The sequence below is a fragment of the Amycolatopsis lexingtonensis genome (assembly GCF_014873755.1).
Taxonomy (GTDB): Bacteria; Actinomycetota; Actinomycetes; order Mycobacteriales; family Pseudonocardiaceae; genus Amycolatopsis; species Amycolatopsis lexingtonensis.
The window spans coordinates 10552751-10575929 of sequence record NZ_JADBEG010000001.1; the positions used below are offsets into that span (position 1 = coordinate 10552751).

General features: G+C 70.1%; 26 protein-coding genes. 14 read left to right on the forward strand and 12 right to left on the reverse strand.

Going from position 1 to position 23179, the window contains the following annotated elements:
* The first annotated feature begins 49 nt into the window (after nt 1–49).
* Nucleotides 50–718 carry a response regulator gene (locus H4696_RS48670; RefSeq protein ID WP_192782962.1) on the forward strand — a complete coding sequence of 223 codons (669 nt, stop codon included), beginning with the start codon at nt 50–52 and terminating at the stop codon, nt 716–718.
* Nucleotides 711–1826 (forward strand): ATP-binding protein, encoded by a 1116-nt coding sequence (locus H4696_RS48675; RefSeq protein WP_192782963.1) that lies wholly within the window; start codon nt 711–713, stop codon nt 1824–1826. Before H4696_RS48670 ends, H4696_RS48675 begins: the two co-directional genes overlap by 8 nt.
* Here the strand turns inward: H4696_RS48675 and vanX are convergent.
* The 4 genes from vanX to H4696_RS48695 all read right to left on the reverse strand — a co-directional run bounded on the left by vanX (nt 1790) and on the right by H4696_RS48695 (nt 5430).
* The gene (gene vanX / locus H4696_RS48680; RefSeq protein WP_086864830.1) at nt 1790–2398 is read right to left on the reverse strand and encodes a D-Ala-D-Ala dipeptidase VanX; all 609 of its coding nucleotides are present in this window, start codon (nt 2396–2398) and stop codon (nt 1790–1792) included. The genes H4696_RS48675 and vanX overlap by 37 nt on opposite strands.
* Nucleotides 2395–3399: a D-alanine--D-alanine ligase family protein gene (locus H4696_RS48685; protein ID WP_086864829.1), complete on the reverse strand. Its 1005-nt coding sequence runs from the start codon at nt 3397–3399 to the stop codon at nt 2395–2397. The genes vanX and H4696_RS48685 overlap by 4 nt, the downstream gene beginning before the upstream one ends.
* Nucleotides 3392–4399, reverse strand: coding sequence for a D-isomer specific 2-hydroxyacid dehydrogenase family protein (locus H4696_RS48690; RefSeq protein ID WP_086864828.1), 1008 nt, complete (start codon nt 4397–4399; stop codon nt 3392–3394). Before H4696_RS48690 ends, H4696_RS48685 begins: the two co-directional genes overlap by 8 nt.
* 137 nt (nt 4400–4536) lie before the next feature.
* A complete protein-coding gene (locus H4696_RS48695; protein ID WP_086864827.1) occupies nt 4537–5430 on the reverse strand; it encodes an SDR family oxidoreductase in 894 nt (297 codons plus the stop codon).
* Nucleotides 5431–5534: 104 nt separating this feature from the next.
* Between H4696_RS48695 and H4696_RS48700 the strand changes: the two genes are divergently transcribed.
* Nucleotides 5535–6113: a TetR/AcrR family transcriptional regulator gene (locus H4696_RS48700; protein ID WP_086864826.1), complete on the forward strand. Its 579-nt coding sequence runs from the start codon at nt 5535–5537 to the stop codon at nt 6111–6113.
* 43 nt (nt 6114–6156) lie between these two features.
* On the opposite strand, the gene H4696_RS48705 is transcribed toward H4696_RS48700, so the two are convergent.
* Nucleotides 6157–6816, reverse strand: a complete 660-nt coding sequence (locus H4696_RS48705) for a DUF4190 domain-containing protein (protein WP_158104428.1) — start codon at nt 6814–6816, stop codon at nt 6157–6159.
* Nucleotides 6817–6940: 124 nt separating this feature from the next.
* On the opposite strand from H4696_RS48705, the gene H4696_RS48710 reads away from it, so the two are divergent.
* From H4696_RS48710 to H4696_RS48730, 5 genes are read left to right on the forward strand one after another with little or no spacing between them, the layout of a single operon-like run.
* Nucleotides 6941–8854, forward strand: a complete 1914-nt coding sequence (locus H4696_RS48710; RefSeq protein WP_143265420.1) for a hypothetical protein — start codon at nt 6941–6943, stop codon at nt 8852–8854.
* Between the two features lie 8 nt (nt 8855–8862).
* Nucleotides 8863–11697, forward strand: coding sequence for an ATP-binding protein (locus H4696_RS48715; protein WP_086864823.1), 2835 nt, complete (start codon nt 8863–8865; stop codon nt 11695–11697).
* A complete protein-coding gene (locus H4696_RS48720; protein ID WP_192782964.1) occupies nt 11694–12425 on the forward strand; it encodes a toxin glutamine deamidase domain-containing protein in 732 nt (243 codons plus the stop codon). The genes H4696_RS48715 and H4696_RS48720 overlap by 4 nt, the downstream gene beginning before the upstream one ends.
* Complete coding sequence (locus H4696_RS48725) at nt 12425–12652, forward strand: hypothetical protein (RefSeq protein WP_086865738.1); 228 nt, start codon at nt 12425–12427, stop codon at nt 12650–12652. The genes H4696_RS48720 and H4696_RS48725 overlap by 1 nt, the downstream gene beginning before the upstream one ends.
* 3 nt (nt 12653–12655) lie before the next feature.
* Complete coding sequence (locus tag H4696_RS48730) at nt 12656–14410, forward strand: putative sodium/potassium/calcium exchanger (RefSeq protein WP_192782965.1); 1755 nt, start codon at nt 12656–12658, stop codon at nt 14408–14410.
* A gap of 21 nt (nt 14411–14431) precedes the next feature.
* Here H4696_RS48730 and H4696_RS51435 read toward each other — a convergent pair whose 3' ends face one another.
* Both H4696_RS51435 and H4696_RS48740 read right to left on the reverse strand, forming a co-directional pair.
* Nucleotides 14432–15028: an HAD family hydrolase gene (locus H4696_RS51435; RefSeq protein ID WP_249026812.1), complete on the reverse strand. Its 597-nt coding sequence runs from the start codon at nt 15026–15028 to the stop codon at nt 14432–14434.
* Nucleotides 15029–15051: 23 nt separating this feature from the next.
* Complete coding sequence (locus H4696_RS48740) at nt 15052–15411, reverse strand: hypothetical protein (protein ID WP_086855972.1); 360 nt, start codon at nt 15409–15411, stop codon at nt 15052–15054.
* 204 nt (nt 15412–15615) lie between these two features.
* Between H4696_RS48740 and H4696_RS51025 the strand changes: the two genes are divergently transcribed.
* From H4696_RS51025 to H4696_RS48755, 4 genes are all read left to right on the forward strand, one after another.
* On the forward strand, nt 15616–15741 hold the full coding sequence (locus H4696_RS51025; protein WP_264086343.1) for a hypothetical protein: 126 nt from the start codon (nt 15616–15618) through the stop codon (nt 15739–15741).
* An 84-nt stretch (nt 15742–15825) separates the two neighbouring features.
* The gene (locus tag H4696_RS48745) at nt 15826–16647 is read left to right on the forward strand and encodes a helix-turn-helix domain-containing protein (protein ID WP_211299587.1); all 822 of its coding nucleotides are present in this window, start codon (nt 15826–15828) and stop codon (nt 16645–16647) included.
* 65 nt (nt 16648–16712) lie between these two features.
* Nucleotides 16713–17294: a dihydrofolate reductase family protein gene (locus H4696_RS48750; protein ID WP_086855974.1), complete on the forward strand. Its 582-nt coding sequence runs from the start codon at nt 16713–16715 to the stop codon at nt 17292–17294.
* Between the two features lie 569 nt (nt 17295–17863).
* Nucleotides 17864–18901 (forward strand): hypothetical protein, encoded by a 1038-nt coding sequence (locus H4696_RS48755; RefSeq protein WP_143264904.1) that lies wholly within the window; start codon nt 17864–17866, stop codon nt 18899–18901.
* Nucleotides 18902–18915: 14 nt separating this feature from the next.
* Here H4696_RS48755 and H4696_RS48760 read toward each other — a convergent pair whose 3' ends face one another.
* The 3 genes from H4696_RS48760 to H4696_RS48770 form a co-directional block, all read right to left on the reverse strand.
* Nucleotides 18916–19362, reverse strand: a complete 447-nt coding sequence (locus tag H4696_RS48760; RefSeq protein WP_086855976.1) for a hypothetical protein — start codon at nt 19360–19362, stop codon at nt 18916–18918.
* A gap of 197 nt (nt 19363–19559) precedes the next feature.
* Nucleotides 19560–20168 carry a hypothetical protein gene (locus H4696_RS48765; protein WP_086855977.1) on the reverse strand — a complete coding sequence of 203 codons (609 nt, stop codon included), beginning with the start codon at nt 20166–20168 and terminating at the stop codon, nt 19560–19562.
* The gene (locus H4696_RS48770; RefSeq protein WP_086855978.1) at nt 20165–20431 is read right to left on the reverse strand and encodes a hypothetical protein; all 267 of its coding nucleotides are present in this window, start codon (nt 20429–20431) and stop codon (nt 20165–20167) included. Before H4696_RS48770 ends, H4696_RS48765 begins: the two co-directional genes overlap by 4 nt.
* Nucleotides 20432–20969: 538 nt before the next feature.
* Between H4696_RS48770 and H4696_RS48775 the strand changes: the two genes are divergently transcribed.
* Nucleotides 20970–21278 carry a cytochrome P450 family protein gene (locus H4696_RS48775; protein ID WP_192782966.1) on the forward strand — a complete coding sequence of 103 codons (309 nt, stop codon included), beginning with the start codon at nt 20970–20972 and terminating at the stop codon, nt 21276–21278.
* A gap of 136 nt (nt 21279–21414) precedes the next feature.
* On the opposite strand, the gene H4696_RS48780 is transcribed toward H4696_RS48775, so the two are convergent.
* Nucleotides 21415–21945 (reverse strand): hypothetical protein, encoded by a 531-nt coding sequence (locus H4696_RS48780; protein WP_158104257.1) that lies wholly within the window; start codon nt 21943–21945, stop codon nt 21415–21417.
* On the opposite strand from H4696_RS48780, the gene H4696_RS48785 reads away from it, so the two are divergent.
* Nucleotides 21917–22636 carry a pentapeptide repeat-containing protein gene (locus tag H4696_RS48785; RefSeq protein WP_086855980.1) on the forward strand — a complete coding sequence of 240 codons (720 nt, stop codon included), beginning with the start codon at nt 21917–21919 and terminating at the stop codon, nt 22634–22636. The genes H4696_RS48780 and H4696_RS48785 overlap by 29 nt on opposite strands.
* Here H4696_RS48785 and H4696_RS48790 read toward each other — a convergent pair.
* Nucleotides 22617–23135, reverse strand: coding sequence for a MarR family winged helix-turn-helix transcriptional regulator (locus H4696_RS48790; RefSeq protein ID WP_249026813.1), 519 nt, complete (start codon nt 23133–23135; stop codon nt 22617–22619). The genes H4696_RS48785 and H4696_RS48790 overlap by 20 nt on opposite strands.
* Between the last annotated feature and the right edge of the window lie 44 nt (nt 23136–23179).

A 23179-nucleotide genomic window follows, 5' to 3' on the forward strand; every position in this document is an offset into this window, starting at 1 on the left:
CCGGTTTTCGATACGCCGCCGATAGGAGCCGGCTCGTACGATCGGGGGCGTGCGTGTGCTGGTCGTCGAGGACGAACCCTATCTGGCCGAAGGCATCCGGGACGGGCTGCGCCTGGCGGCGATCGCGGCCGACATCGCCGGCGACGGGGACACGGCCCTGGAACTGCTGAGCGTCAACACCTACGACATCGCCGTGCTCGACCGCGACATCCCCGGCCCGTCCGGCGACGAGATCGCCCGGCACATCGTCGCCTCCGGCAGCGGCACCCCGATCCTCATGCTCACCGCCGCCGACCGGATCGACGACAAGGCCACCGGGTTCGAGCTCGGCGCCGACGACTACCTCACCAAGCCGTTCGCGCTGCGGGAGCTCGTGCTGCGGCTCCGGGCCCTCGACCGGCGGCGCGCGCACAGCCGGCCGCCGGTGCGGGAGATCGCCGGGCTGCGGCTGGACCCGTTCCGCCGCGAGGTCTTCCGCGACGGCCGCTACGTCGCGCTGACCCGGAAGCAGTTCGCGGTGCTGGAGGTCCTCGTCGCCGCCGAGGGCGGTGTCGTCAGCGCCGAGGACCTCTTGGCGCGGGCCTGGGACGAGAACGCCGATCCGTTCACCAACGCCGTGCGCATCACGGTGTCGTCGCTGCGCAAACGGCTGGGCGAACCCGGGATCATCGCCACCGTGCCCGGGGTCGGCTACCGCATCGAGGCCGAGCGTGGATAGGGCACCCGGGCTGAGCGTCCGCCTCAAGCTGACGCTGAGCTACGCCGGCGTCGTCATGGTCACCGGCACCCTGCTGCTCGCTGCGGTGGGCCTGTTCCTGCTGAACTACCAGCAGCTGAGCCGGGAACTCATGCCGGTGGTGATGTCCCCGCCCGGCCGCGCCCTCATCCGCGCCTTCGCGCCGTCCGCGGCGGCCTGCCTGCTCTTCCTGCTGGTGTTCGGGCTCGCGAGCGGGTGGGTGATCGCCGGCCGGATGCTCGCCCCGCTGACCCGCATCGCCGACGCCACCCGCACCGCCGCGGAGGGCTCGCTCTCGCACCGGATCCGGCTGCCGGGCCGCCGCGACGAGTTCCGCGAGCTGGCCGACGCGTTCGACACCATGCTCGCCCGGCTCGAAGCGCACGTCGCCGAACAGCGGCGGTTCGCCGCCAACGCGTCGCACGAGCTGCGCACGCCGCTGGCGATCACGCGGACGCTCCTCGACGTCGCCCGCCACGACGGCGACCGCGACGTCGACGAGCTCGTCGACCGCCTCGACGCCGTCACCACCCGGGCGATCGACCTCGCCGAGGCGCTCCTGCTGCTCAGCCGCGCCGACCAGCGGTCGTTCACCCCGGAACCGGTCGACCTGTCCCTGATCGCGGAGGAAGCCGCCGAAACGCTCCTCGCTTTCGCGGAGGAACGCGGCGTCGCCCTCTCGGTGTCCGGCGAGCCGGCCGCGGCCACCGGCTCGGCCGCGCTGCTGCTGCAGCTGACGACCAACCTCGTGCACAACGCGATCGTCCACAACCGGCCCGAAGCGGGCATCGTGTGGGTCGAGACCAGCGTCCACGGCGGGAGCGTCGAGCTCACCGTCGAGAACACCGGCGAGGAGCTGCCGCCGGACCTGGTGGCGACGCTGGCCGACCCGTTCCAGCGCGGGACCGAACGCGTGAAGAGCGACGACGCGGGAGTCGGCCTCGGGCTGGCGATCGTCGCCAGCATCGCCCGCGCGCACGACGGCACCCTCACGCTGACCCCGCGCCTCGACGGCGGCCTCCGCGTCACCGTGCGGGTGCCGGGTCACGACCGTCACGCGACGGGGAAGTCGAAGTACGTGTCCGGGTAGGGTTCGCGGTTCAGCGTGTAGTGCCACCATTCGCTTTCGTACCCGTGGAATCCGCAGGACTCCATGATGGTGCGGAGGTGCTGCCGGTGCTCCGTCGCGGCCGCCGTGATCCCGGCCGCGCCGTGGTGCGAGACGGCGTCCATCAGGTCGTGGCCGCCACCCATCGCGGCGAGTTCGCCGGTGGCGAGGTGGTAGAGCGTCAGGTCGACGGTGCTGCCCCGGCTGTGTCCCGATTTCGCCGCCACATAACCCTTTTCGAACATCTCGCCCCGCGTGATGTTCGGGTAGTGCCGCGTCTTGGTCCGGCCGTCCTCGGGTTCCCGCGACCACCGCAGGAAGCGGTCGACGGCCCGCTGCGGCCGGTAGCCGTCCCACAGGAGCAGCCCGAACCCGAGGGTCTCGGCCTTTTCGTGGGCTCGTTCCAAGGCCGCGCACAAGGCCTTCGTGCCGACGACCCGGTTGGCGAGGTAGCCGTCCACCGGTTTGCCGGTGAAGTTGTCCCAGGTGGCGTACTTGGCGTCCCAGCGGATCCCGGGCGCGAACTCGTCCACGAAGACGAAGTCGTCGATCACCGCGTTTTCCCCTTCAGGGCAAGCGAAAGCAGCCGGTCGAGCACTTCTCCGAGCGGCAGCCCGGCGGCGGCCATCATCCGCGGGTAGCGGCTGTAGGAGGTCAGGCCGGGCAGGGTGTTGACTTCGTTGAGCACGACAGTCCCGTCGTCCTTCAGGAACATGTCGACCCGGGCCAGTCCCCGGCACCCCAAAGCGCGGTAGACGGCCTTCGCCGTTTCCAGGACGAGCGATCGCGCCTCGTCCGGGATGTCCGCGGGCACGATGAACGCGGAGTTCTCGGAACCGCTTTCCGGGTTCTCCTCCTGGTGGATCTTGAAGAACCCGTGGCTGAGCGCGACCCGGTCCAGCTCGCCGGTGATCAGGTCGGAACCGTTTCCCAGCAAGGAACAGCCGATTTCGCTGCCGTCGACGGCTTCCTCGATCAGCACCCGCTCGTCGTACTCCCGCGCGGCTTCGATCGCTTCCGGCAGGTCTTCCGCGCGCAGCACTTTGCTGACCCCGAAGGAGGATCCCGACCGCGCGGGCTTGACGAAGGCGGGATAGGAGAGCGTGCCGGGGACTTCGTCCGCCTCCCAGTGGTTCGGCACGGCGATGCCCGCGCTCGCGGTGACGAGGTAGGTCAGCGCTTTGTCCATGCACAGCGCGGATCCGGTGACGTCACAGCCGGCGTAGGGGACGCCGGCCAGTTCGAGTAAACCCTGCACCGCGCCGTCCTCCCCGTACCGGCCGTGCAGCACCGGGAGAACGACGTCCAGCCGGAGCACTTCGTACTTCCCGTCGGAGAGGACGAGCAACCCGTCCGGCGACAGCACGACGGGGGTGCCGTGCTCCGAACCGGGGCCGTCGCAGAGTTCCCAGGCGCCGTCCTTGGTGATCCGGATCCAGACGGGCTCGTACTTTTCGGGGTCGAGGTGCTTGGCGACCTCGTGCGCGGACTTGACGGAGACGGGGTGTTCCTCGGAGGGGCCCCCGAAAAGGATCCCGACTTTCAGTTCAGCCATGGTGGTTCCCGCTTTCGAAGCTCAGGCAGTTGACGAGACTGTTTTCGACGGTGTCGCTCAGGGCGTGGTCGGTGTAGTAGGCGGTGTGCGGGCTGATCACGACGTTCGGCAGCTTTTGCAGCCGCACCAACGCTTCCGCGTTCACGGGCCGCCCCCGGTGGTCGGCGTAGAAGATGCCTTCCTCGCCTTCGAGGACGTCGAGCGCGGCGCCGCCCAGTCGCCCGCTCTCCAGGCCGCGGACGAGGGCCTCGGTGTCGAGGAGCGGCCCGCGCCCGGTGTTGACGACGATCGCGCCGCGCTTCAGCCGCGCGATCCGCCGCCGGTCGAGCAGGTGGTGCGTTTCGGCGGTCAACGGCGTGTGGAGCGTGACGATGTCGCTCACCTGCAGGAGTTCGTCGAGCGGAACGTAATCGGCGGAATTCCGCGGCACGCTGTCGTGCGCGACGATGTGACAACCGAACCCGCGCAACCGATCCATGACGGCGACGCCGATGCGCCCGGTGCCGACGACCCCGACGGTCAGATCACGCAGCTCTTTCCCGCGAACGGCGTCCAGCCGGTAGTCGTGCACCTGCGCGCGGTGCAGCATCGGCTTCGCCCCGCGGATCACCATGAGCATGAGCATCAAGGTGTAATCGGCCACGCTGTCGGGCGAGTAGGCGACGTTCTCCACGGTGATCCCGACGGACTTCGCGTAGTCGACGTCGATGTGGTTGTAGCCGACGCTGCGGGTGGAGACGTACTCGACGCCGACGCGGCTCAGCGCCCGCAAAGCCGAGTCGGCGACCCGGGTCTTGTGCCCGATGCTGACGCACCGGTTCCCGGCGGCCAGCCCGGCGTTGTGGTCGGCCACCGGGTCTTCGGTGATGGTGGGCGTGACTCCACAGTGGAGCGCCAGCTCCCGGAAGAGCGCGGCTTCATCCGGCGCGCACCCGTAGACAGTGACCCCGATCCTCACCGGCGCCCGAGAGCGGGCCGGTGCTTGCTGGCTGTCGGTCATACGCGCCAGTCAAGAGGGGTCGGGGTTGCGAGCCCGTATGCGTTTTTCGATATATCCGCGATAGGGATCCGCGCCCGGGCACGGTCGCGGCGGCTGCTGCCCGCTCGCGACCGATGCCCGGCGAACCGCGGTCCCGGTCAGCCCCGGTACGCGCCGCCGTCGAGGTCCTCGATCAGTGTGCGCCCGGTCGGTGTCCACCCCAGCAGCTCCTGCGTGGCGGTGCTCGTCGCCGCCAGGTCCATCGCGAAGAACCGGCCGATCCAGCCGAAGTGGCCCGGGACGTCGGCCGCGTCGATCGAGGCCACCGGCAGGTCGAACGCGCGCCCGATCGCCTCGGCGATCTCCTTCGTCGGCACGCCTTCCTCGGCGACCGCGTGCAGGCGGCTGCCCGCGGGTGCCTTCTCCAGACCGAGGACGACCATGCGCGCGGCGTCGCCGACGTGCACCGCGGCCCAGCGGTTGGTGCCGTCGCCGGGGTAGCCGGCCACGCCCTTCTCGCGGGCGATCGCCGACAGGTGGGCGATGAACCCGTGGTCGCCGGTCCCGTGCACCGTCGGGGAGAACCGCAGGCTGACGGGGTGCAGGCCGCGATCGGTGAACCCGAGCGCGAGGTTTTCGGTGCCGCCGCGCGGGGAGTCCGGACCGTGGAACGGGGACGCGTCGGCCTCGGTGGCCGGGCGGCCCCCCACCAGGCCCGCGACTCCCGACGCCAGCAGGAACGGGCGGCCGGTGCCCTCGAGCGCGTCGCCGATCGTCTCGACGGCGGCCCGCTCGGCCGCGTTCGACGCGGCCTGGTCGGCGAAGTCGTGTTTGTTGGCCAGGTGGATGACGGCGTCGGCCGCTTCGGCGCCGGCACGGAGGCCGGCCAGGTCGTCGAGGTCGCCGCGCCGGACCTGGACGCCCTTCGCCTCGAGCTTCGCGGCGGACGCGGCCGAGCGGGCCAGCCCGGTGACCTCGTGGCCGGCGGCGAGCAGTTCGCCGACGACGGCGGTGCCGATCCAGCCGGAGGCACCGGTGACGAAAACGCGCATGGCGTGAACTCCTTCGCAGAGGTGATGTCAGTGACCGACGTCAGTCGCTGACATCGACACTGTACGCCTTTATGTCAGCCGCTGTCATCACTACACTCGGCGGCATGGTGCGCTGGGAACCCGGGACCGCGGAGCGGCTGCAGCAGGCCGCGCTGGAGCTGTTCGCCACCCGCGGGTACGAGCAGACGACCGCCGCGGAGATCGCGCAGGCCGTCGGCCTGACCGAGCGCACCTTCTTCCGGCACTTCAGCGACAAGCGCGAGGTGCTCTTCCACGGGCAGGAACTGCTGGTCCAGGCGTTCCTCGACGGCATCGCGGCCGCCCCGCCGGAGTCGTCACCGCTCGAGGTCGTCGCCGCGGCGCTGCGGTCGGCGTCGGCCTTCTTCCCGGACGAGCGCCGCCCGCACTCCCGCACGCGGCAGTCGGTGATCGACCGCAACCCGGCACTGCGGGAACGGGAACGCCACAAGCTGACGACCCTGGCCACGGCGGTCGCCGAGGCCCTGCGCGCCCGCGGCGTCGGCGAGCCCGCGGCCACCCTCGCGGCGGAATCGGGGGCGACGGTGTTCGGAATCGCGTTCACCCGGTGGCTGCACGAGGAGCGGTCGCTGGCCGACCTCGCGGCCGAGGTGCTGGACGAGCTGCTGGCGCTGGCCGGCGAAGCCGCTCAGGCCAGTCGGTGAACAGCCGGGTCCCGGGACCCGGACTGTCCACTGTGGAGTAGCGCTAGCGGGCCAGCGGGGCCGTGAACTGCTGGTCCGAGGTGACCTGCAGGGTGCACACGGCGGTGAACTTCCGCGCTTTCCACGCCGCCGAGTCCGGGTAGAACACCCCGAGCTCCGCCTCGACCGGCAGGGGCCGGCCGGCGCCGAACTTCGCCGCGTGCTTGGCCTCGCACCCGCTCTTCGCCTGCGATTCGAGGTAGTCCTCGCCCGGATACTCGCCTTCGAGGTAGCCCTTCAGCGGCACCGTGTCGAAGACCTCGCCGTCGTGCGGGCCCGTGCAGGGGACCTTCGTCGCGTCCGCGCCGAAGCCCGGCGGCGTGTTGTAGCACTCGCCGACCTTGAGTCCCACGATCGTGGGAGTCGTGCCCAGCGTCTTGGCCTTGCCGGCGATGTAGACGACGCCGACGACCAGCCCGCCCGCCCACAGCAGGCTGAGCACGATGCCGGCGATGGCCATGCCGCGCCCCGGCTGGCCGGTCCGGTTGATCTGGACCAGTGCGGCGATCCCCAGGATCAGGCCGAGGATCAGCGAGAAGCCGCAGATGCCGAGGATGCCGAGGATCAGCGAGGCGATCGCCAGCCCGTTCCGGCCCGTCGGCCGCGGCGGGCCCTGCGCGACGGCCATCCACTGCGGCGGGTTCGGCGGGTACTGATTGGACATGGATCCCCCTGCGTAGCTGCGTCGAGCGGTCGCCATTATGGACACGTCCGGGGAACGTGTCACATCGGACTGGGCCATACGGCATACTGGGTCACCATTGCGGCGGGCGAGGACCGGAGGGGCCGTGACGGGGCAGAACGTGGTCGTAGCCGGGCGGACGACCGACATGTGGGAGCGGCTTTTCCAGCCGGCGGAGCGGTGGGGCTGGGAGTTCGTCAAGCCTGTGCCGGCGACGGTCAGCCCGGAGGCGGCCAACCCGCCGATGGCGGAACAGGTGTACGCGCCGCACGACTACCAGCTGCGCGAGAAGCGGGCCAAGCGGGCGTGGATCGGGCTGATCGGCTACCTCGTGCTGGCCTTCGTGATCGCCGTGATGGTCGCCGGGATGGTGGAGGCGGCCGTCAAGGAAGTCCCGATGGCCGTGGAACTGGCGGGCGACATCGTCCTGGGACTCGGGGTCCTGCTGGCGATCTGGAACCTCGTCCGCACGCGGCGCCGGTTCACCGTGATGAAGCGCGACTACACCACCCGGTACAACGCCGCCGTCGAGCGCTACAACGCGGCCTACACGTCGTGGCAGCAGCGCGTCGCCGAGCACGACCAGCGTGAGGCGCAGCGGGTGGCCGCGGCGATGCGCTGGTACCCGGTGCAGCTCACCACGCGCCCGGCCCGGGTCGACGTCTTCGGTGGCACCGAAGACGGCTGGGCGAGCCTGCTCGTGACCATGGGGTCGCCGCTGCTCGCCGCCGGCTCGTCGGTCTTCCTGCTCGACTTCACCGACCTCGCGGTGGGCGACAACCTCGTCGTCGCGGCCAGGGCCAAGGGGCACAACGTCGCCGTCCGGGAACTGCCGCGCGACCTCGCCGAGCTCGGCATCATCGCCGACCTCGACGCGACGGAGATGGCCGAGATGGTCGCCGAGACCATGCACACGATGAACCGCACGCAGTTCGGCGCCGACCTGCGCGGCCTGCACACCGACCTGCTCACCGCCGTCGGCGAGCGGCTGAGCGGCCCGTTCACCTTCGCCAAGGTCGTCGCCGGGCTGCAGGTGTTCCGCCGGGTCTACGACGCGGGCTCGGACGACACCCTCTCCCCGGACGAGGTGCGCAAGCTCAACTCCTACGTGGACACCGTCGGCGGCACCGACCAGACGCAGAACGAGCTCCAGGCGCTCGAAGGCGAGCTGCGCGGGCTGGCCAGGGCGGAACGCGCGGCGGAGGAGCAGGCGACGGCCGGGTTCCGCGCGTCGTGGCCCGTCCGCGGGTACTCCGTCATCGCGACCAGGGCCAAGACCGGCCGGCACCGCCGGTTCGTCGAGCACATCGTCTTCCACCGCACGCTGCAGGAGCTGCACACCCGCGAGGCGACCGGCCGCGAGACGCTGATCGTCGCGGGGGCCGACCAGATCGGGCTGGAGTCGCTCGAGGCCATGGCGCGGCAGGCGCGCCGGGCGGGCGTCCGGCTGGTCTTCCTCGTCCAGCACCTGCGCGACGACATGCAGAAGCTGCTCGGCGCCGCGGGCACCGTCACGCTGCTGATGCAGCTCGGCAACGGCGACGAGGCCGCGAACGCGGCGGAGTTCATCGGCCGCGGGTACAAGTTCGAGCTGTCGCAGCTCACCCTCCAGGTCGGGCGGACGCTGACCCACGGCACGGCGTCGACCGAGGGCGGGTCCTCGAGCGTGCAGCGGTCCCGCGGCTACACCTACGGCGGGACGTCGGGGAGCTCGACGGGGCCGAACGGCGGGAGTTCCAGCTCGGGCAGCTCGTGGAGCACCACGAACACCACGACCCACAGCCGCGAACAGAACTGGTCGCAAACGCTTTCCCAGTCCGAGGCCGACTCCCAGAACCGCGGGGTGACCGCGTCCCGGGTGTACGAGTTCGAGGTCGAGCCGACCGCCCTGCAGGGGCTCGCGCCGACGGCGTTCGTGCTGGTCGAAAACGGCGTCTCGGGCCGCCGGGTGCTGATCGGCGACTGCAACCCGGGAACCGTGCTGCTCGACCGGGTCGCCGACCGCCCCCGCATCGGCTGAGCACCGCCGTGCTGGACGGGTTCGCGTTCCACGACCTGCTCGCCATCCCGCGCGGCGACGACCTCGCGGCGGGGCTGGACCGGCCCGACGAAACCGGCGGGCGCTCGCCGGCGCAGTTGTTCGCCGCGCTCACCGCCGCCCACGCCGACCTGCGGTTCCGTGGCCCGGACGCGGCCTTCGCCGTGGCCTGGGAGCGCCCGGCGGGCAGCCGCGCGCTGCGAGTACTGGTCGGTGGCCGCCCGCACTCCCCGGTCGCGCGGCCGGGGACGGCCGGGGTGGTCCCGGTGCTGTACCCGCCGGGCGGGCTCGGCCGCGCGGCGGACACCGCGGAGCTCGCGGCCCGGTGGGCGGCGCTGCCGTCCTGGACGCGCTGCACGGGCGGCTCCGATCCACTGTGGACACCGCAGTCCGGCGCGGAAGCCCCGGGGCGCGGCGGGTTCGACGACTACGTCGCCCACATGCCCGGCGCGTTCGCCTGGCTGGTCGTGGCCGAACCCGTGGCCGGCGACGCGATCGAGCGCGAGCTGCTGGGACTGGAAACCACGATGCCCCGGCTGCGGCAGCGGGAGAACTCCGAGCCGGACCGGATCGCGTTGCAGCGCGCGGAAGGCCGGTACCGGGAGCTGTCGCGCGCGCAACCCGCCGGCCTGTGGGCCGTGCACGTGCTGGTCGGCGGCCCGGACGAAGCGGCGACGCGCGCGGCGGCGGCGTTGCTGTGCAGCGCGAGCGATCTCGACGCGCTCCCGTACGTGCTGACGCCGGGCACCGAGTGCGCCGGGCTCGAGCAGATCTGGGGCAAGTCGATCGAAGACGGCGCCTTGAGCTCGCCGTTCCGGGCGACCGGCGAGCTCGTCGCGGCGGTCGCGCGGCCGCCCCGCCGGGAGCTGCCCGGGATCCGGATGACCGAGCCGCCGCTGTTCGACGTCACGCCCGAATTCGACGGCGACGTCCCGCTGGGCACGGTGCTCGACGACGCCGACCAGCCCGTCGGCGAGTTCGCCGTCGCGCTGGACACCCTCAACCGGCACACGTTCGTCGCCGGGGCGACCGGTTCGGGCAAGTCCCAGACCGTGCGGCACCTGCTGGAGGGGCTGCACCGCGCCGGGGTGCCGTGGCTGGTGATCGAGCCGGCGAAGGCCGAGTACGCGGCCATGGCCGGGCGGCTCGGCCCCGATGGCGCCGTGACCGTGATCCGGCCGGGTGATCCCACGGCTTACCCCGCCGGGCTGAACCCGCTGGAGCCCGCCGCGGGTTTCCCGTTGCAGACGCACCTGGATCTCGTCCGCGCGCTGTTCCTGGCCGCGTTCGACGCCGACGAGCCGTTCCCCCAGGTGCTGTCGCAGGCGCTGACCCGCTGCTACGCCCGGCAGGGCTGGGACACGGTGACCGGGCGGGTGCGCGGGCGGGTCGAGCCGGTGAAGTACCCCGGCCTCGGTGACCTGCAGGCGACCGCGATCGAGGTGGTCGACGGTATCGGGTATGGCAAGGAGGTCGCCGACAACGTCCGCGGCTTCGTCGACGTCCGGATCGGCTCCCTGCGGCTCGGCACGCCCGGCCGGTTCTTCGAGGGCGGCCACCCGCTGGACGTCGCGGCGCTGCTGCGCGGCAACGTCGTGCTGGAGATCGAAGACCTCGGGTCCGACGCCGACAAGGCGTTCTTCATCGGGGCGGTGCTGATCCGGCTGTTCGAGCACCTGCGCGTCCACCACCAGCCGGGCGCGCGCGGGTTGAAGCACGTGCTGGTGCTGGAGGAGGCGCACCGGCTCCTGAAGCGCGCCGAGCCGGGGAGCCCGGCCGAGCACGCGGTGGAGCTGTTCACGTCGATGCTGGCGGAGATCCGCGCGTACGGCGAGGGGATCATCGTCGCCGAACAGATCCCCGGCAAGATCGTCCCGGACGTCGTCAAGAACACCGCGTGCAAGATCCTGCACCGGCTGCCCGCCGAGGACGACCGGCTCGCCGTCGGCGCCACGATGAACCTGAGCGAGGCGCAGTCGCGGCACGTCGTGACGCTGCCGCCGGGCCGGGCCGCGGTGTTCACCGACGGCATGGACCGGCCGCTGCGGCTGCTGATGCCGCTGAACGAGCGTGCCGAGGACGCTGCCGCGGTTTCCAAGGCCCCGGCCGTGGTGGCCCGGCGGAGTGTCGCTTGTGGACCGTTGTGCGGTGCGTCGCCGTGCACGCTGGGACGCCTGAGCGAGGCCGTCCACCGCGCCGACGACGACCCGCGGCTGGTGCTGTGGCTGGAACTGCTGACGGTCGCCCACATCACGGGCCGCCGCGCGCCCGATCCGGACCCGGCCTGGATCGAGCAGCTGCACGGGTCCTTCGCCGAGCAGACGTTGGAATGCGCGGTGGCGCACCGGATCCAGGCCGCCGTCGACGCGCGGTACGCGGGCATCGCGGAGTACAACTCGCCCGGGGACTTCATCGCGCACCTGGCCGAGAGCGCGCGGCGGACGCTCCGGGGCGAGCCGCACGGGTGCGACGTCCCGGAGGTCCGGTGGCAGGCGGGCACCTACCGCTGGTTCGACGTCCGGCGCGCGTTGAAGGCCGCGGGCGACGGACCGCATCCCGACACGGCTTCGTGGGCTGCCCGCGGCCTGGTCCTGTCCGGGCGGACACGGGCCGAGCAGCTGGCCGCCCTGGCCGACCGGCCGGACAGCTGGCGCAACGACAACGCGACGGTGATCGGCACGGTGAAGCCGACGCTGATCGAGGTCGCCGCGGGAAAGCTCAGCAGGGAAAAGGATCCGAAGAGCCGGCTGCTGAGCGCCGCGGGATTCCTGAACCTGCCCAACAGCTGGCCGGCGGCGGTCCTGCGGCTGGGCGGCGGCACGTGAGCGCGGACGCGCCCACCGAGAGCGGTCCGGGCGTTCCACCGGAGTCCGGAAAGGACACCGTCTGGGGTACCGATGGCCCGCAGGAGGCCGACGACGAGGAACGGGCCGAATCCGGGCCCTTGACCGGCCGGCCGCGGCCGGAGGTCGAGCCCGGGCGATATCTCGTCCACCCGGAGGACACCGAAGCGCTCGCCGAGCGGCTCGAGGAGGTCGGCCGGGAAAACGCGGACGAATGGGTCGACGAGGTGAACCCCCGGTACGAGTCGGGCGGGGAGCCGTATCGGAACAACTGCGCGGAATGCAGCCGCGCTTACGCGACAACGGCGCAGACGGACGTCCCGACCGCGGCGGCGGGCGATCCGGAACTCGGCGAACTGCGGGAAATGTGGGAGTGGACCGGCGTCGAGCCTACGAACACGGTGCGCGAAACGGACCCGGCCGAACTCGACGATTTCCAGGCGACCGCGTGGGGCCGGGTGGCGGACCAGCTCGCCGGGCAGCCGGTCGGCACGGTGGCGATCGTCGGCGTCGACTGGGAGGAAGTCAAAGTGGGGGACCAGGTGTTCGGCGGTGGGCACTGGTTCAACGCGCACGTCACGGACGACGGTCTCAAGTGGATCGACGCGCAGGACGGGACTCACCGGGATTGGCCTCCCGCCTACCCGGACCGGGTGATGGCGATCGAGTCCGTTTACCGCAGGCCGGATGAGACTGAGTGGAGAACATGATGACCGAGCTCGAGGCATTCGAGACGCTGCGGCAGTGGGCGCGAACCCAAGGCATGAACGCCGAATCGATCACCGGCGACGGCTGGACGGTGGCTGCCCACGGGAATTCGTGGGTGCTGGCCCCTCGCGGACGGTCCAGCGCGGTCTACATCGTGAACTCGGCGGGGGTCCGGCCGGTCAACCGAAGCGTGGAGTCGCTGGCCGACGTACTCGCCGGGTTGGAGTGAGGAATGAGCGAGACGAGCGACGGACCCTCGGAGTCCGACGAGCCGGAAACCCCGCCCGACGAACGAGAACCCTCGGGCGGCGATGGCCCCCAGGAAGCTGACGACGAGAGCGACTCCCCGGACGAGGGCGACTCCCCGGAGGAGAACGACGATCGCCCGGAGCCCGCCCAGCAGGAGTCCGGCGACGGCCCCCAGGAGGCAGCCGACGAGGACGACGGCGAGGCTGAGGACGACGACCGCCAGGAGACCGACCAGCGATCGGAAGACGTGTCGTCGGACGACGGCCCGCAGGAGGCCGACGACGAGCTGGACGACCCCGACGACCAGCCCGAGGCGGATGACGCCGGGGACGATGCCGGCGAGGACGTTCCGGCCGAGGACGACGGTGCGGACGACGCCGACCGTGCGGCCGAGGACGACGACCGGTCGGGTACCGAGGCGGATGATGCTGAGGATCGTGCGGAGGAGGACGAGTCTGCGGATACCGAGGCGGATGATGCTGAGGATCGTGCGGAGGAGGACGAGTCTGCGGATACCGAGGCGGATGATGCTGAGGATCGTGCGGAGGAGGACGAGTCTGCGGATACCGAGGCGGATGATGCTGAGGATCGTGCGGAGGAGGACGAGTCTGCGGATACCGAGGCGGATGATGCTGAGGATCGTGCGGAGGAGGACGAGTCTGCGGACACCGAAGCCGATGACGCTGAGGATCGTGCCGAGGAGGATGACGCTGCTCGGGAGGAGGCCGAGGGCGATGACGCGCAGGATGACGCCGACCGCCGGGCCGATCAGGACGACGCCGACGATCGAGCCGGCCAAGACGCGGCCGAGGACGACGCCGACAACCCGCCGCCCCCGGACGACGCGGAGGACCCGGGGAATCCGCCCGATGACGAGGGGCTTGAGCGGGAGCTGAAGCCGCAGGGCCGGATGTGGGAGGGCTCCTGGAACTCCACGACGGAGTCGCAGCCCCGCACCGAGCAACTCGCCGTGCCGCAGGAGAGCGTGGTGGTCGCCGAGCCGGGTGAGGAAGGGACGCAGCCGGCCGAGCAGCAGCGCGCCGGCGCCGAACGGGCCGAGTCGCCGGATCAGCAGCGCGCCGGGACCGAGGGAACGGCACCAGCCGAGCGGCAGCAGCCCGAAGGGACCACCGAGAACGGGCGGGACGGCGAGGCCGTCGAACGGGCCGAAGGAAACGAGCACCGCACCGACCCGCCCAACCCGTACACCGGGGACTTCAACCCCAAGACCGGGGAACTCAACCTCGACCGGGACGCCCGGAACGAACCCAGGGAACCCCAACGCGAACACGACGACCGCGACGTGGCCGAAGGGCCGTGGAACACCGATCTGGACGAATACCAGGACTACGCCAAGAACGAGGACGGTGACTGGAAACCCGCCCGGCCGGAGACCGACTTGGAGCGCGAGAAGCGCAACGAAGAGATGGCCGAGAAGTTCAAGGGCGAAGAAACCGTCGGGGAGACGCTCGCCAAGGACGGTCAGGACCTCGTCGAAGCGGGCATGAAGCACGTCGACGCCGCGGAAGCCAGGGCCGAAGCGAAGCACGAACAGGCGCACCCGAAGGAGGAGTCGAAGACCAGCCAGGAGCAGCCACGCTACGAGCCGGCCGACTCGCAGCTGCCATCCACTCCGGAAATGATCGGCTCCGTGGCCATGACAGTGGTGGCAATGGCCGCTCTGTTCAAGCAGTGGCTCGCCGACCGGCGTGGTGGCTCCGGTCCCGAGGAGGGCTGACGACGACCTGAGCCGCGGCATTCAACGCTTTCGCCGCAGCGCCGTCTCTATCTCAGCGATCGCCTGAGCGTTGTCCCGGTAAAGGATTGCGTGGATCCCGGCCTCGCGAGCACTGGCGATGTTGGATTCGACATCGTCGACGAAGACCATCTCTTCCGAGACAACGCCAAGGCGTGCGCAGGTGAGCTCGTAGATCCGCGGATCGGGCTTGCTCATCCCCACTTCATGCGAGTACACGATCTCGTCGACCAGCTCTTCGAATCGGTACTTTTCCTGTTCCCGTTCGCGCGCGCCCACGAAACTGTTGCTCAGGATGCCGGTCCGGTAGCGCGGGCGCAGTTGTCGGACGTACTCGATCAACTCGTTGTTCCCGACACCGAGATAGCGCACCCACATCTCGGCCATCATCGCCTCGACCTGCGCACCGGTGAAGCCGAGACGATCGCGGATCGCCTGATGAACCATCCGCTCGGTGACCGTGCCGACGGCTCCGCCGGCCCAGACATCGGCAAGTCGTCGACCGATCTCCCCGGCCGGAAGACCGAGCCGATCCTCCCACCGCCGGCCGACGTCCATTTCCCGCGTGATTTCCAGTACGCCACCGACGTCGAACACCACCGCGCGAATCGTCATACCGAGGCTCACCGGAACTCGTGCACGACCTCGATCGGACCGACCAGGTGCGCGTTGAACTCGTCGAGTTCCCCAGCCGGAACCCACAACTCCAGGATGGTCTCGCCGCCGGCTTGCTGGACGGGATAACGCCGAAGGAACTCCGACTCGACCCGAAAGCGGGTGACGTAGCCGACTCCGTGGTGCGGCACGTTCCAGTCCCGGGCGATCTTGATCGCGTAGTCCTCGTTGAGCACGGGATAGAAGATCGGTTGCTCCGGGAGCCGGGGCGGCCAAGCGTGCCAGCCGGACTGCCGGATGAGCTCCAGCTCCTCCGGACCGGTCGGCCGCCACAGCACAGTGGTCGGCGCTGCCTCCTGCTGAACCACCGTGCACCCCTCCCTGCTCAGTCGAGTCGATCGTTCTGCCGGAGCCTACTGATCAGCTTGGCCTCCCTGCCAGCCGATTTCAGCTATTCCGCAACGGCAACGCGGCGGGGCAGCAACGGGCGAAGGAGGCACGCGAGCAGGAAAACCGGCGCCTGGTACCACAGGAGGGTGTCCGCGGTGGAATCGGCGAAGTACCTTCGCACCGTGACCGCCGCGGAGCTGGAATGGGTGCGCACGTTCGCCGACGACGTCCGGACCGGGAAGGTCACCTGGAGTGAACAGTGGCTTCGCGAGCTTCTAGCGGCCACGGAGGATGAACCGGCGCCCTGAGCCGGTCAGCGGGGGTGGACCATCCCGGCGCGCGATGCCGGTGCGACGTCGGCGATGCTGGTGGGCGTGGAGTACGTGTCCAGAGTGCCGCAACCGCCGCTGGACGGGCTGATCGACGACCTCTACTACCTGGACGGCGCGTCGCCTTACGCCCGGCTGGTGCTGCCGCCGGCGCCGGCGGCGCTGCTCGTCGTCAACCTCGGGGCGCCGTTCCGCATCCGCGGCGGCACCGACGTCGAGGCGGGCGAGTACGTCGATGGCTGCGTGGTCACCATGCGGACCCGCGCCTTGGAGTTCGGCTACCCGCTCCGGACCCGGTCCGTCGGCGTGCACTTCAAGCCGTGGGGGCCGGCGGCGTTCCTGACGATGCCCGCGGCCGAGCTGCTCGACCGGCCCGTAACCCTGGAGCAGGTTTGGGGCCGGCCCGCCGTCGCCGAGCTGCGGGACCGCCTGGCCGGCGCGGACGGCCCGCACGAGATGCTGACGCTGCTCGAGGAGGAGCTGAGGCAACGGCTGTGCGAGACGGCCGGTCTGGGACTGGTCCGTCACACCAGCGGCGTCATCGCGGCCACGAGCGGGGCGGTGACGATCGGCGACCTGAGCGTGGACGCCGGTGTCAGCAGCACTCACCTGGCCCAGCGGTTCAAGGAACTCGTCGGTGTCACGCCGAAGCGGCTGGCCCGCACCTACCGCTTCGCCGCCACCGTGTTCGCGATCGATCCCGCCGGACCGGTCGACTGGGGCAGCCTCGCCGGCGGCGCGGGCTACTTCGACCAGGCCCACTTCGGCCACGAGTTCCGGGCGTTCACCGGGCTCACCCCCACCCAGTACGTCGAAGTCCGGCGACGCTTCCTGCGCGAACACCCGGGCCACGTGCTGGACGGCTGGTCGCTGCCCGCCGATTGATTTCTTACAAGAGCGACCGCTCAAGAGACGCTAATTTGGGCCATCCCCAAGCAGAGGAGAACCCGGTGGGCAAGGTCGTCATGTACAGCTCGGTGTCGGTGGACGGCTTCGTCGCGGACGAGAACGACCAGCCCGGCCCCCTCTTCGACTGGTTGACCGGCGGTGGCATCCCGTTGGACGACAGCGGCGTCTTGAAGGTGTCGCAGAAGTCCTACGACTACACGCGGCCGTACTGGGATCGGATCGGGGTGTCCGTCGTCGGCCGCCACGTGTTCGACCTGACGGACGGCTGGGACGGGAAGCCGCCGAGCGGGGTCGACCACGTCGTCGTCGTGACGCACCGCCCGGCCCCCGAGGGCTGGGACACCGAGGCGCCGTTCCACTTCGCCGACGGCGTCGAGGCAGCCGTGGCCAAGGCACAGGAGCTCGCGGGCGACCGCATGGTCGAGATCGCCGCCGGCGACGTCGGCGGCCAGGTACTCGGCGCGGGTCTGGTCGACGAGGTGCGCATGGACGTCGTCCCCGTCGTGTTCGGCTCCGGCAAGCGTTATTTCGGGTCGGTCCACGGGCAGCACCTCTTGGAAGATCCTGAGGAGGTGATTCAGGGCAACCGGGTGCTGCACTTGCGTTATCTGGTGCGCCGTTGACCGATCTGCGCGGGTACGCAAATAGGTCACTTCATTTGCGGCAGGGCCGCGGGTAGTCGCCGTGTGTCAGCACCAGAGGTGCGGTGGTGATGGCGGAAGATGTGCGCGGCCGGCCCGAAGAGCCGGGCTCGGTATCCCCGGCGGTCGAAGACGGTGTTGAGATTGGCGGCAAACGTCGGTGTCGGAGGTGTGAATACGGGCCTGTGTCTGTCGCCGCTCGAACGGCTGCTCGATTTGAGGATTCCCGCCGAAGAATGCGAAGATCAACGCGGGGTATCCGTGGGTTCTGCCGGCACGGCGGGGGCGGCCGTGCCGATCGAGGGGAGCTTCGAATGCGTCGCTCGTGCTTTGGGCGCCCGTACGCAAAGCCGGCGGTTGCCTTGGCGGCTGTGGTCACGCTGGCGATCGCCGGGTGCAGCACCGAGGTGTCCGGCACCGCTGTCCCTGTTGCGGCCGACGGCCGTCCGGCCGCATCCGGAGCGTCGTCGCCCGGAGTGCTGCTGCTTCAGCGCCCGGGAACTGGGACGGCCAAAGCTTTCGGCGGCACCCAAGTGTACGACGCGTGCGCGGTGCTCTCGCTTGATGTCGTCCAGTCCGGCGGACTCGAGTTCGACACCTCGCTGGCCTCCGGACCGGTCATGAAGGTCAGCCACGTGACCGCCGACGCGCCGGACGACCCGAACTCCCGCAGTGACGGTTCGGACATCGGGGTATCCACCTGCGAGTACCCCGGCGTACAGGATGAACTGCTGGACCTGACCATCTACCAGGCGCCGTTCGACGCGCCCCGTGGCCGCGACCAGGCCGAGAGATCACTGCGGCAGGAGGGCGGCCGCGATGGTCAGGTGGCCGGGTTCCGCACCTTGTCGACGACGGACACCAACCTGCACACCTGGACGACCGCGATCTTCGCCGACACCTTCTACGCCGTGGTTCACCTGATGGCCCCGCGAAACCACGATCCCGAGGATCCGCGGATGACGGCGGTGGTCGGCCAAGTCGCCGAGCGCCTGCAGCGCCCGCCGAGCGCCCCGGCCGGTTACGCCTACGACGGCGAGTTCGCCCACGTCCTGCCCCCGTGCGAGGCCTTCACCAGCGATGACTTCCAGCAGGCGGTCGGGTTCGCCACCGACGGCCGCCCGCGCGAGGAATACGACCTGGCCAAGCGCCACACCGTGCCCGACGCGACGTCCGGCACGATCGGGCAGGACGAACACTTCTTCGTCAGCACGGCCTGCACCCAGGAGAACCAGGCCGCCGCCAACGCCGGTGTCGGCACGACCCCGGCCCAGGGCGTCACGGTCAAGATCGAGAACTACCCGACCGCCGAGATGGCCACCCAGGCCAACGACTACGACTGCGCGCAAGGCAAGGGTTACCGCCACCCGGGTGGCGACCCCAAGCCGGTGCCGTTCAGCGTGGGGGACGGGCTGAGCTGCCTCGTCAGCGTAGGCGGCGGGCTGCAGTCACCGCTGGCGTTCAAGGCCGGCCGCAGCACGGTCGAGATCAGCGTGTTCTCGGTGAAGAACCTCAAGGACAACGACACCGCGATCCGCCTCTACACCACCGTCGCGAACGCCGTGGCCGCCCGGCTTACGCAGCGGTAGCCGCTGAAGTGGCCTCAGCTCGGCTTCAGCTGCAGGATGCGGACGCACGGCTGGTGGTCCTGCCACGGCTGGAGCCGGACGTAGCCGGTGACGGTGCGCTGGTGTGTCGTGCCGGTGACGTCCACCTCGATCACCGGGTCGTGGAAACGCACTTCGCCGTCGGCCGGAATCTCCAGCTGCGTCGGAGCTTCGACCGCCAGCAGGATCGTGCCGCCGAGCAGTGACTCCGAACCGGGGCAGGCCATGGCTTTCGCGCCGTCCGGCCCCTCGATGAGGTCGGCGTTGAGCCGCCGCAGGAATTCTTCGGCTACCGTCCGAGCGGCCTCGAGCTGGCTGTCGCTATTGCGGGAGAACGACGACGGTGCGGACGTTTCGGCCGGGGGCTGCGCCGCCGGGGCCGGCTCCCGGTCACGGGGGAGAAAGAATCCCGGCGCCGCGAACCCGGTCACCAGCACCGCCACGATGACCAGCCCCAGCGCGGCGAGTGAGACCCAGAGGCCGGTACGTCGCCGTGGCGGCGGTACCGGACTGCCGCCCGGAAAAGGCTGATGGCCGTAGGGCGGAACCGGTGCGCCGGGCCAGCCCGGTGGGCGTCCCGTGGGTCCCGTCGGCGCGCCGTACTGTGGGTGCCTCGGCCCGTTTTGTGGCTGCATCGGCGTCACCGGGTCTGGATCGCGTCGTAGAGGCCCCGGGCGATGGCTGTCGCCCGGTCTTCGCACGTCCGAGTATCGCTGCGGGCGGCGTTGGGGTTGCCGACGCCGACTTTGAACTGGGCGTTGCTGTCCAGGACGACGAGTTCGCACATCTGCCCGCTCGGTGCGAGTCCCCACGCCGCTTTCTCGCCCAGCTGCAGCGTCGGGTCGAGCTCGTACGCGCCCGTGGAGGCGACGGTGTCGAACGCGGTGTGCTGCCGCGCGACGGTGCTGATCTCCAGGTCGAGGTGCACCGACGTACCGGCCGCCGCGTCGGTGAAGGTGCACAGCCAGCCGGCGCTTCCCTCGAGTTTCGTGTCGGAACTCTTCGGCGGCAGGTCTCCCGCCCGGCTGGCGACGTCGTCACAGGTCGGCAGCGGCTCCGCCGCGTACTTGCCGTCGACGTCGCCTTGGCTGCCGCCGCTACCGAACAGGGCGAACGCACCCACGGCGATGCCGGCCACGACGAGCACGCCGATGACGACGATCGCGATGATCGGGCCGGTGCCGAGTCCGCGTTTCGGTGGCTGGGGCGGCACGCCGTAGGGCGGGTGGCCGGGAGTTTCGGTCGTCACAGGTTGACCGCCTGCGGCCACTGCCCGCCGGGCAGTCGTGAGCCGACCGCCAGGCTCTTGGCGTCGCGGATGTTGCCGAGGGTGTCCATGACCAGTCCGGTCATGGAGTTGACGTTGAGCTTGGCGATGATTTCCACCGATTCAGCTGCCGGTTCGACTCGCTCGCCGCCGGGCTGTAAAAGGTCGTCCAGCTGCGCGTTCACAGCCGATTCGCTCGGCATGTCGAGTTCTGCGAGCACGACATCGTCGCGATTGAACCCCAACGGTCCTCCCCTTGTGCCCACTCCGGCCACACCGTCGCGACGATAGTACAGATGACCCAATACTTGGCGCGATTCCACCGTCGGAGTGACTCAGCTGACGTGCTCAAACCAACTGAACTGTGGACGGCGGTGCGGTGATCGCGGCATCGCGGGCAATCTCATCTTGCCGAGCGTCGAGATCACGCTCGAAACTCCTTGCCCGGTCCACGTCGCGCTTACCGACCGGCAACGGCTCCAGTCCGCGGCCCGCGTCGGTCTGGCGAACTTCCGGACCGAGAAACCCTGGCGGCCGCCGAGCCTGCTGCTGGAGGCCGACCCGCCCCGCCACCGCGCGTCCTGGCCGCCGACGCGAGAGTGCTGGTCGACCAAGTCCTGGCCGGGGGTTCGCGGTTCGACGCCTTCGGCCCGGACAACGACCTCGTGGCCAGGGGGCTGTCGGACTGGGTAGGCCGCCAATGCCGACGGGAAGTCCTTGCGCCTCAGGGATTCGGCGCCGACGTCCGGGCCGCCGCGACCGCGGGGACATCACCCCGAGCAGGTGCTGCTGATCGTGCGGTCCCTGCTGATTGCGGGCGTCGACACCACCGTGCACGCGCTTTCCGCCGTGCTGCAAGCCTTTGCCACGCAGCCCGGACAGTGGCAGCGCCTGCGGGAGGACCCGGGTTCGGCCCGGGTGGCCTCCGACGAGGCCGTCCGCCGGGAGCCGCCGGTTCCTGGCCGCGGCGAACCGGGACCCCGTCGCTGGGACGACCCGGACACGTTCGATCTCGCGCGCGAACCGTCGCGACGTCACCACAACAACACCCTCCGAGCGTGGGGTTCATTGCCTGTGCGGGTCGTGCTTTGACACCAGGAAGCAGCGGCTGTACGGGTCTCGCCGGATGGCTGAATACGGTACTGCGCCGAGGATGCGGGATCGCAGGCGTCGTATCGCCGCCGCGTCGGGTGGTCGGGGACGAGGTCCTGATAGCTTGCGGGTCATGTCAGCGTCCAACGCATCGGAGCACGTCGATGACGCAGATCGGCCGCGCCGCACCGCTGCGCGCGTCGTCGGCGGAATCGTGCCGGTTATTCCCGCGATAGTCCTGCTGTAGGCTGCGCGCCGAGTGGGGAGTCGCCGAGCTGCAGGATTGGCTCGCTGATCGGCTGGCGCGGTACCAGGTGCCCGCTGTCGTCCAGATCGTGAACGAACTGCCGCGCACCCCGTCGATGAAGGTCAGCAGTCCGGAAGTGCGCGCCTTGTTCGACGCAGCCGAGGACGACCAGGTTTTGAGAAGCTGGCCGGCGCCGGGTTCCCGCAGTTCATGCGGCATAATCGTCGGCCATGTCCGCGACAAACAAACGACGGAACAAGAATCGTCGTCGCGCCGCGCGTAGGTCGAGCGTTCGGGGAAGGAATGGTTCTTCCGTGCCGCGGAAGCGGCACCGGACAACGAACGCGCAGGAAGGCGGGATCGGTGGAGTCTCGTCATCAGCTTCCTGTCCGTGATCGTCGCGGCGGCCGCGGTGGCCATCAGCTGGCGCTCCGCCGAGGCGAGTGACAGGTCGGCTCAAGCCAGCCAGGAGCAGGTGGAAGATCTCATGCAGGACTCGCCACCGTATCGTCCCAAGATCCTGAAGTACCTGGCGTCGTTCGTTCGCGAGCACGCGCCGGTCTCCGGTTGCACCGAAGGGAAACGCGTACCCGAAGACGTTCGGGCCGCTGTGGGGGTGATTGGCCACAACGCCATCAGGCCCGACACGAGGGCTTACGAATACTCGGTAGACCTGGGTTTCACCTGCCTCTCCGGGATTGACCTCGTGGGTATGGATTTCGTACGAGCGTACTTCGCCGGCTCCGATTTGAGTGGCTCGGAACTGACCGGTGCCGATTTTACGGGCGCCTACCTCTTGAGCGCCAATCTTGGCCGCGTGAGTGCCATTCAGTCGAATTTCACTTGTGCGGTGCTCGCCAACACCGATCTCCGAGAAGCCTTCCTGACCGCAGCCCGATTCGTCGGCAGTGATCTCAAGTACGCGAACCTGCTCGGGGCGCAGCTCTCGGGTGTCGACTGGAAGGACTCGGGCATCAGCGATGCGCTGGTCGACCCGAAGCAGCTGGACAACCCGAACATCCTGAAAATCCCGCCGCAACCCTTTTGCCTGACTGAAGGGCAGTACCCCGGGATCACGCGAGGCCAGCCGGTCAGCCTTGGGGGCGTTTGAAGACCTCGGTCGGCAGCCCCAGGTTTTCGACAATCCGCTCGGCGGCGTCCCCGAGCCGGGCGAAGTCGGCGCCCAGTGGCTCGATCACGAGGCGCCGGATGTTCGCCACGTGCGCCGGCGACGCCGTCGCCAGGCGGGCGCGTCCCGCGTCGGTCAGGGTCGCCGTCGTGAAGCGGCGGCCCTGGCCGGTGCACACCTTCCGGGTCACCCACCCGCGGTCCTCCAGTCGGGCGACCGCGTGGGAGATCCGCGGCAGCGAGCCGTTGGCCATCTCCGCGATCTCGCTCATCCGCAGGCTTTCGCCCGGCACCACCGACAGCCGCGCCAGGATCATGTAGCCCAGCAGCGTCAGGTCGGCGTCCCGCAGCAATTGGCTTTCCAGCGCTCCTGGCAGCGTGAGCAGCACCTTCGCCACGTTGACCCACGCGCGCCGCTCGTCGTCGTCGAGCCGGTCGAACGGCTCGACTATTCCCTGCTCGTGCACGCTTGACTTTAACACGCAACTCAACCTAGCTTGGGTTTAACACGCAACCCAAGGAGGAG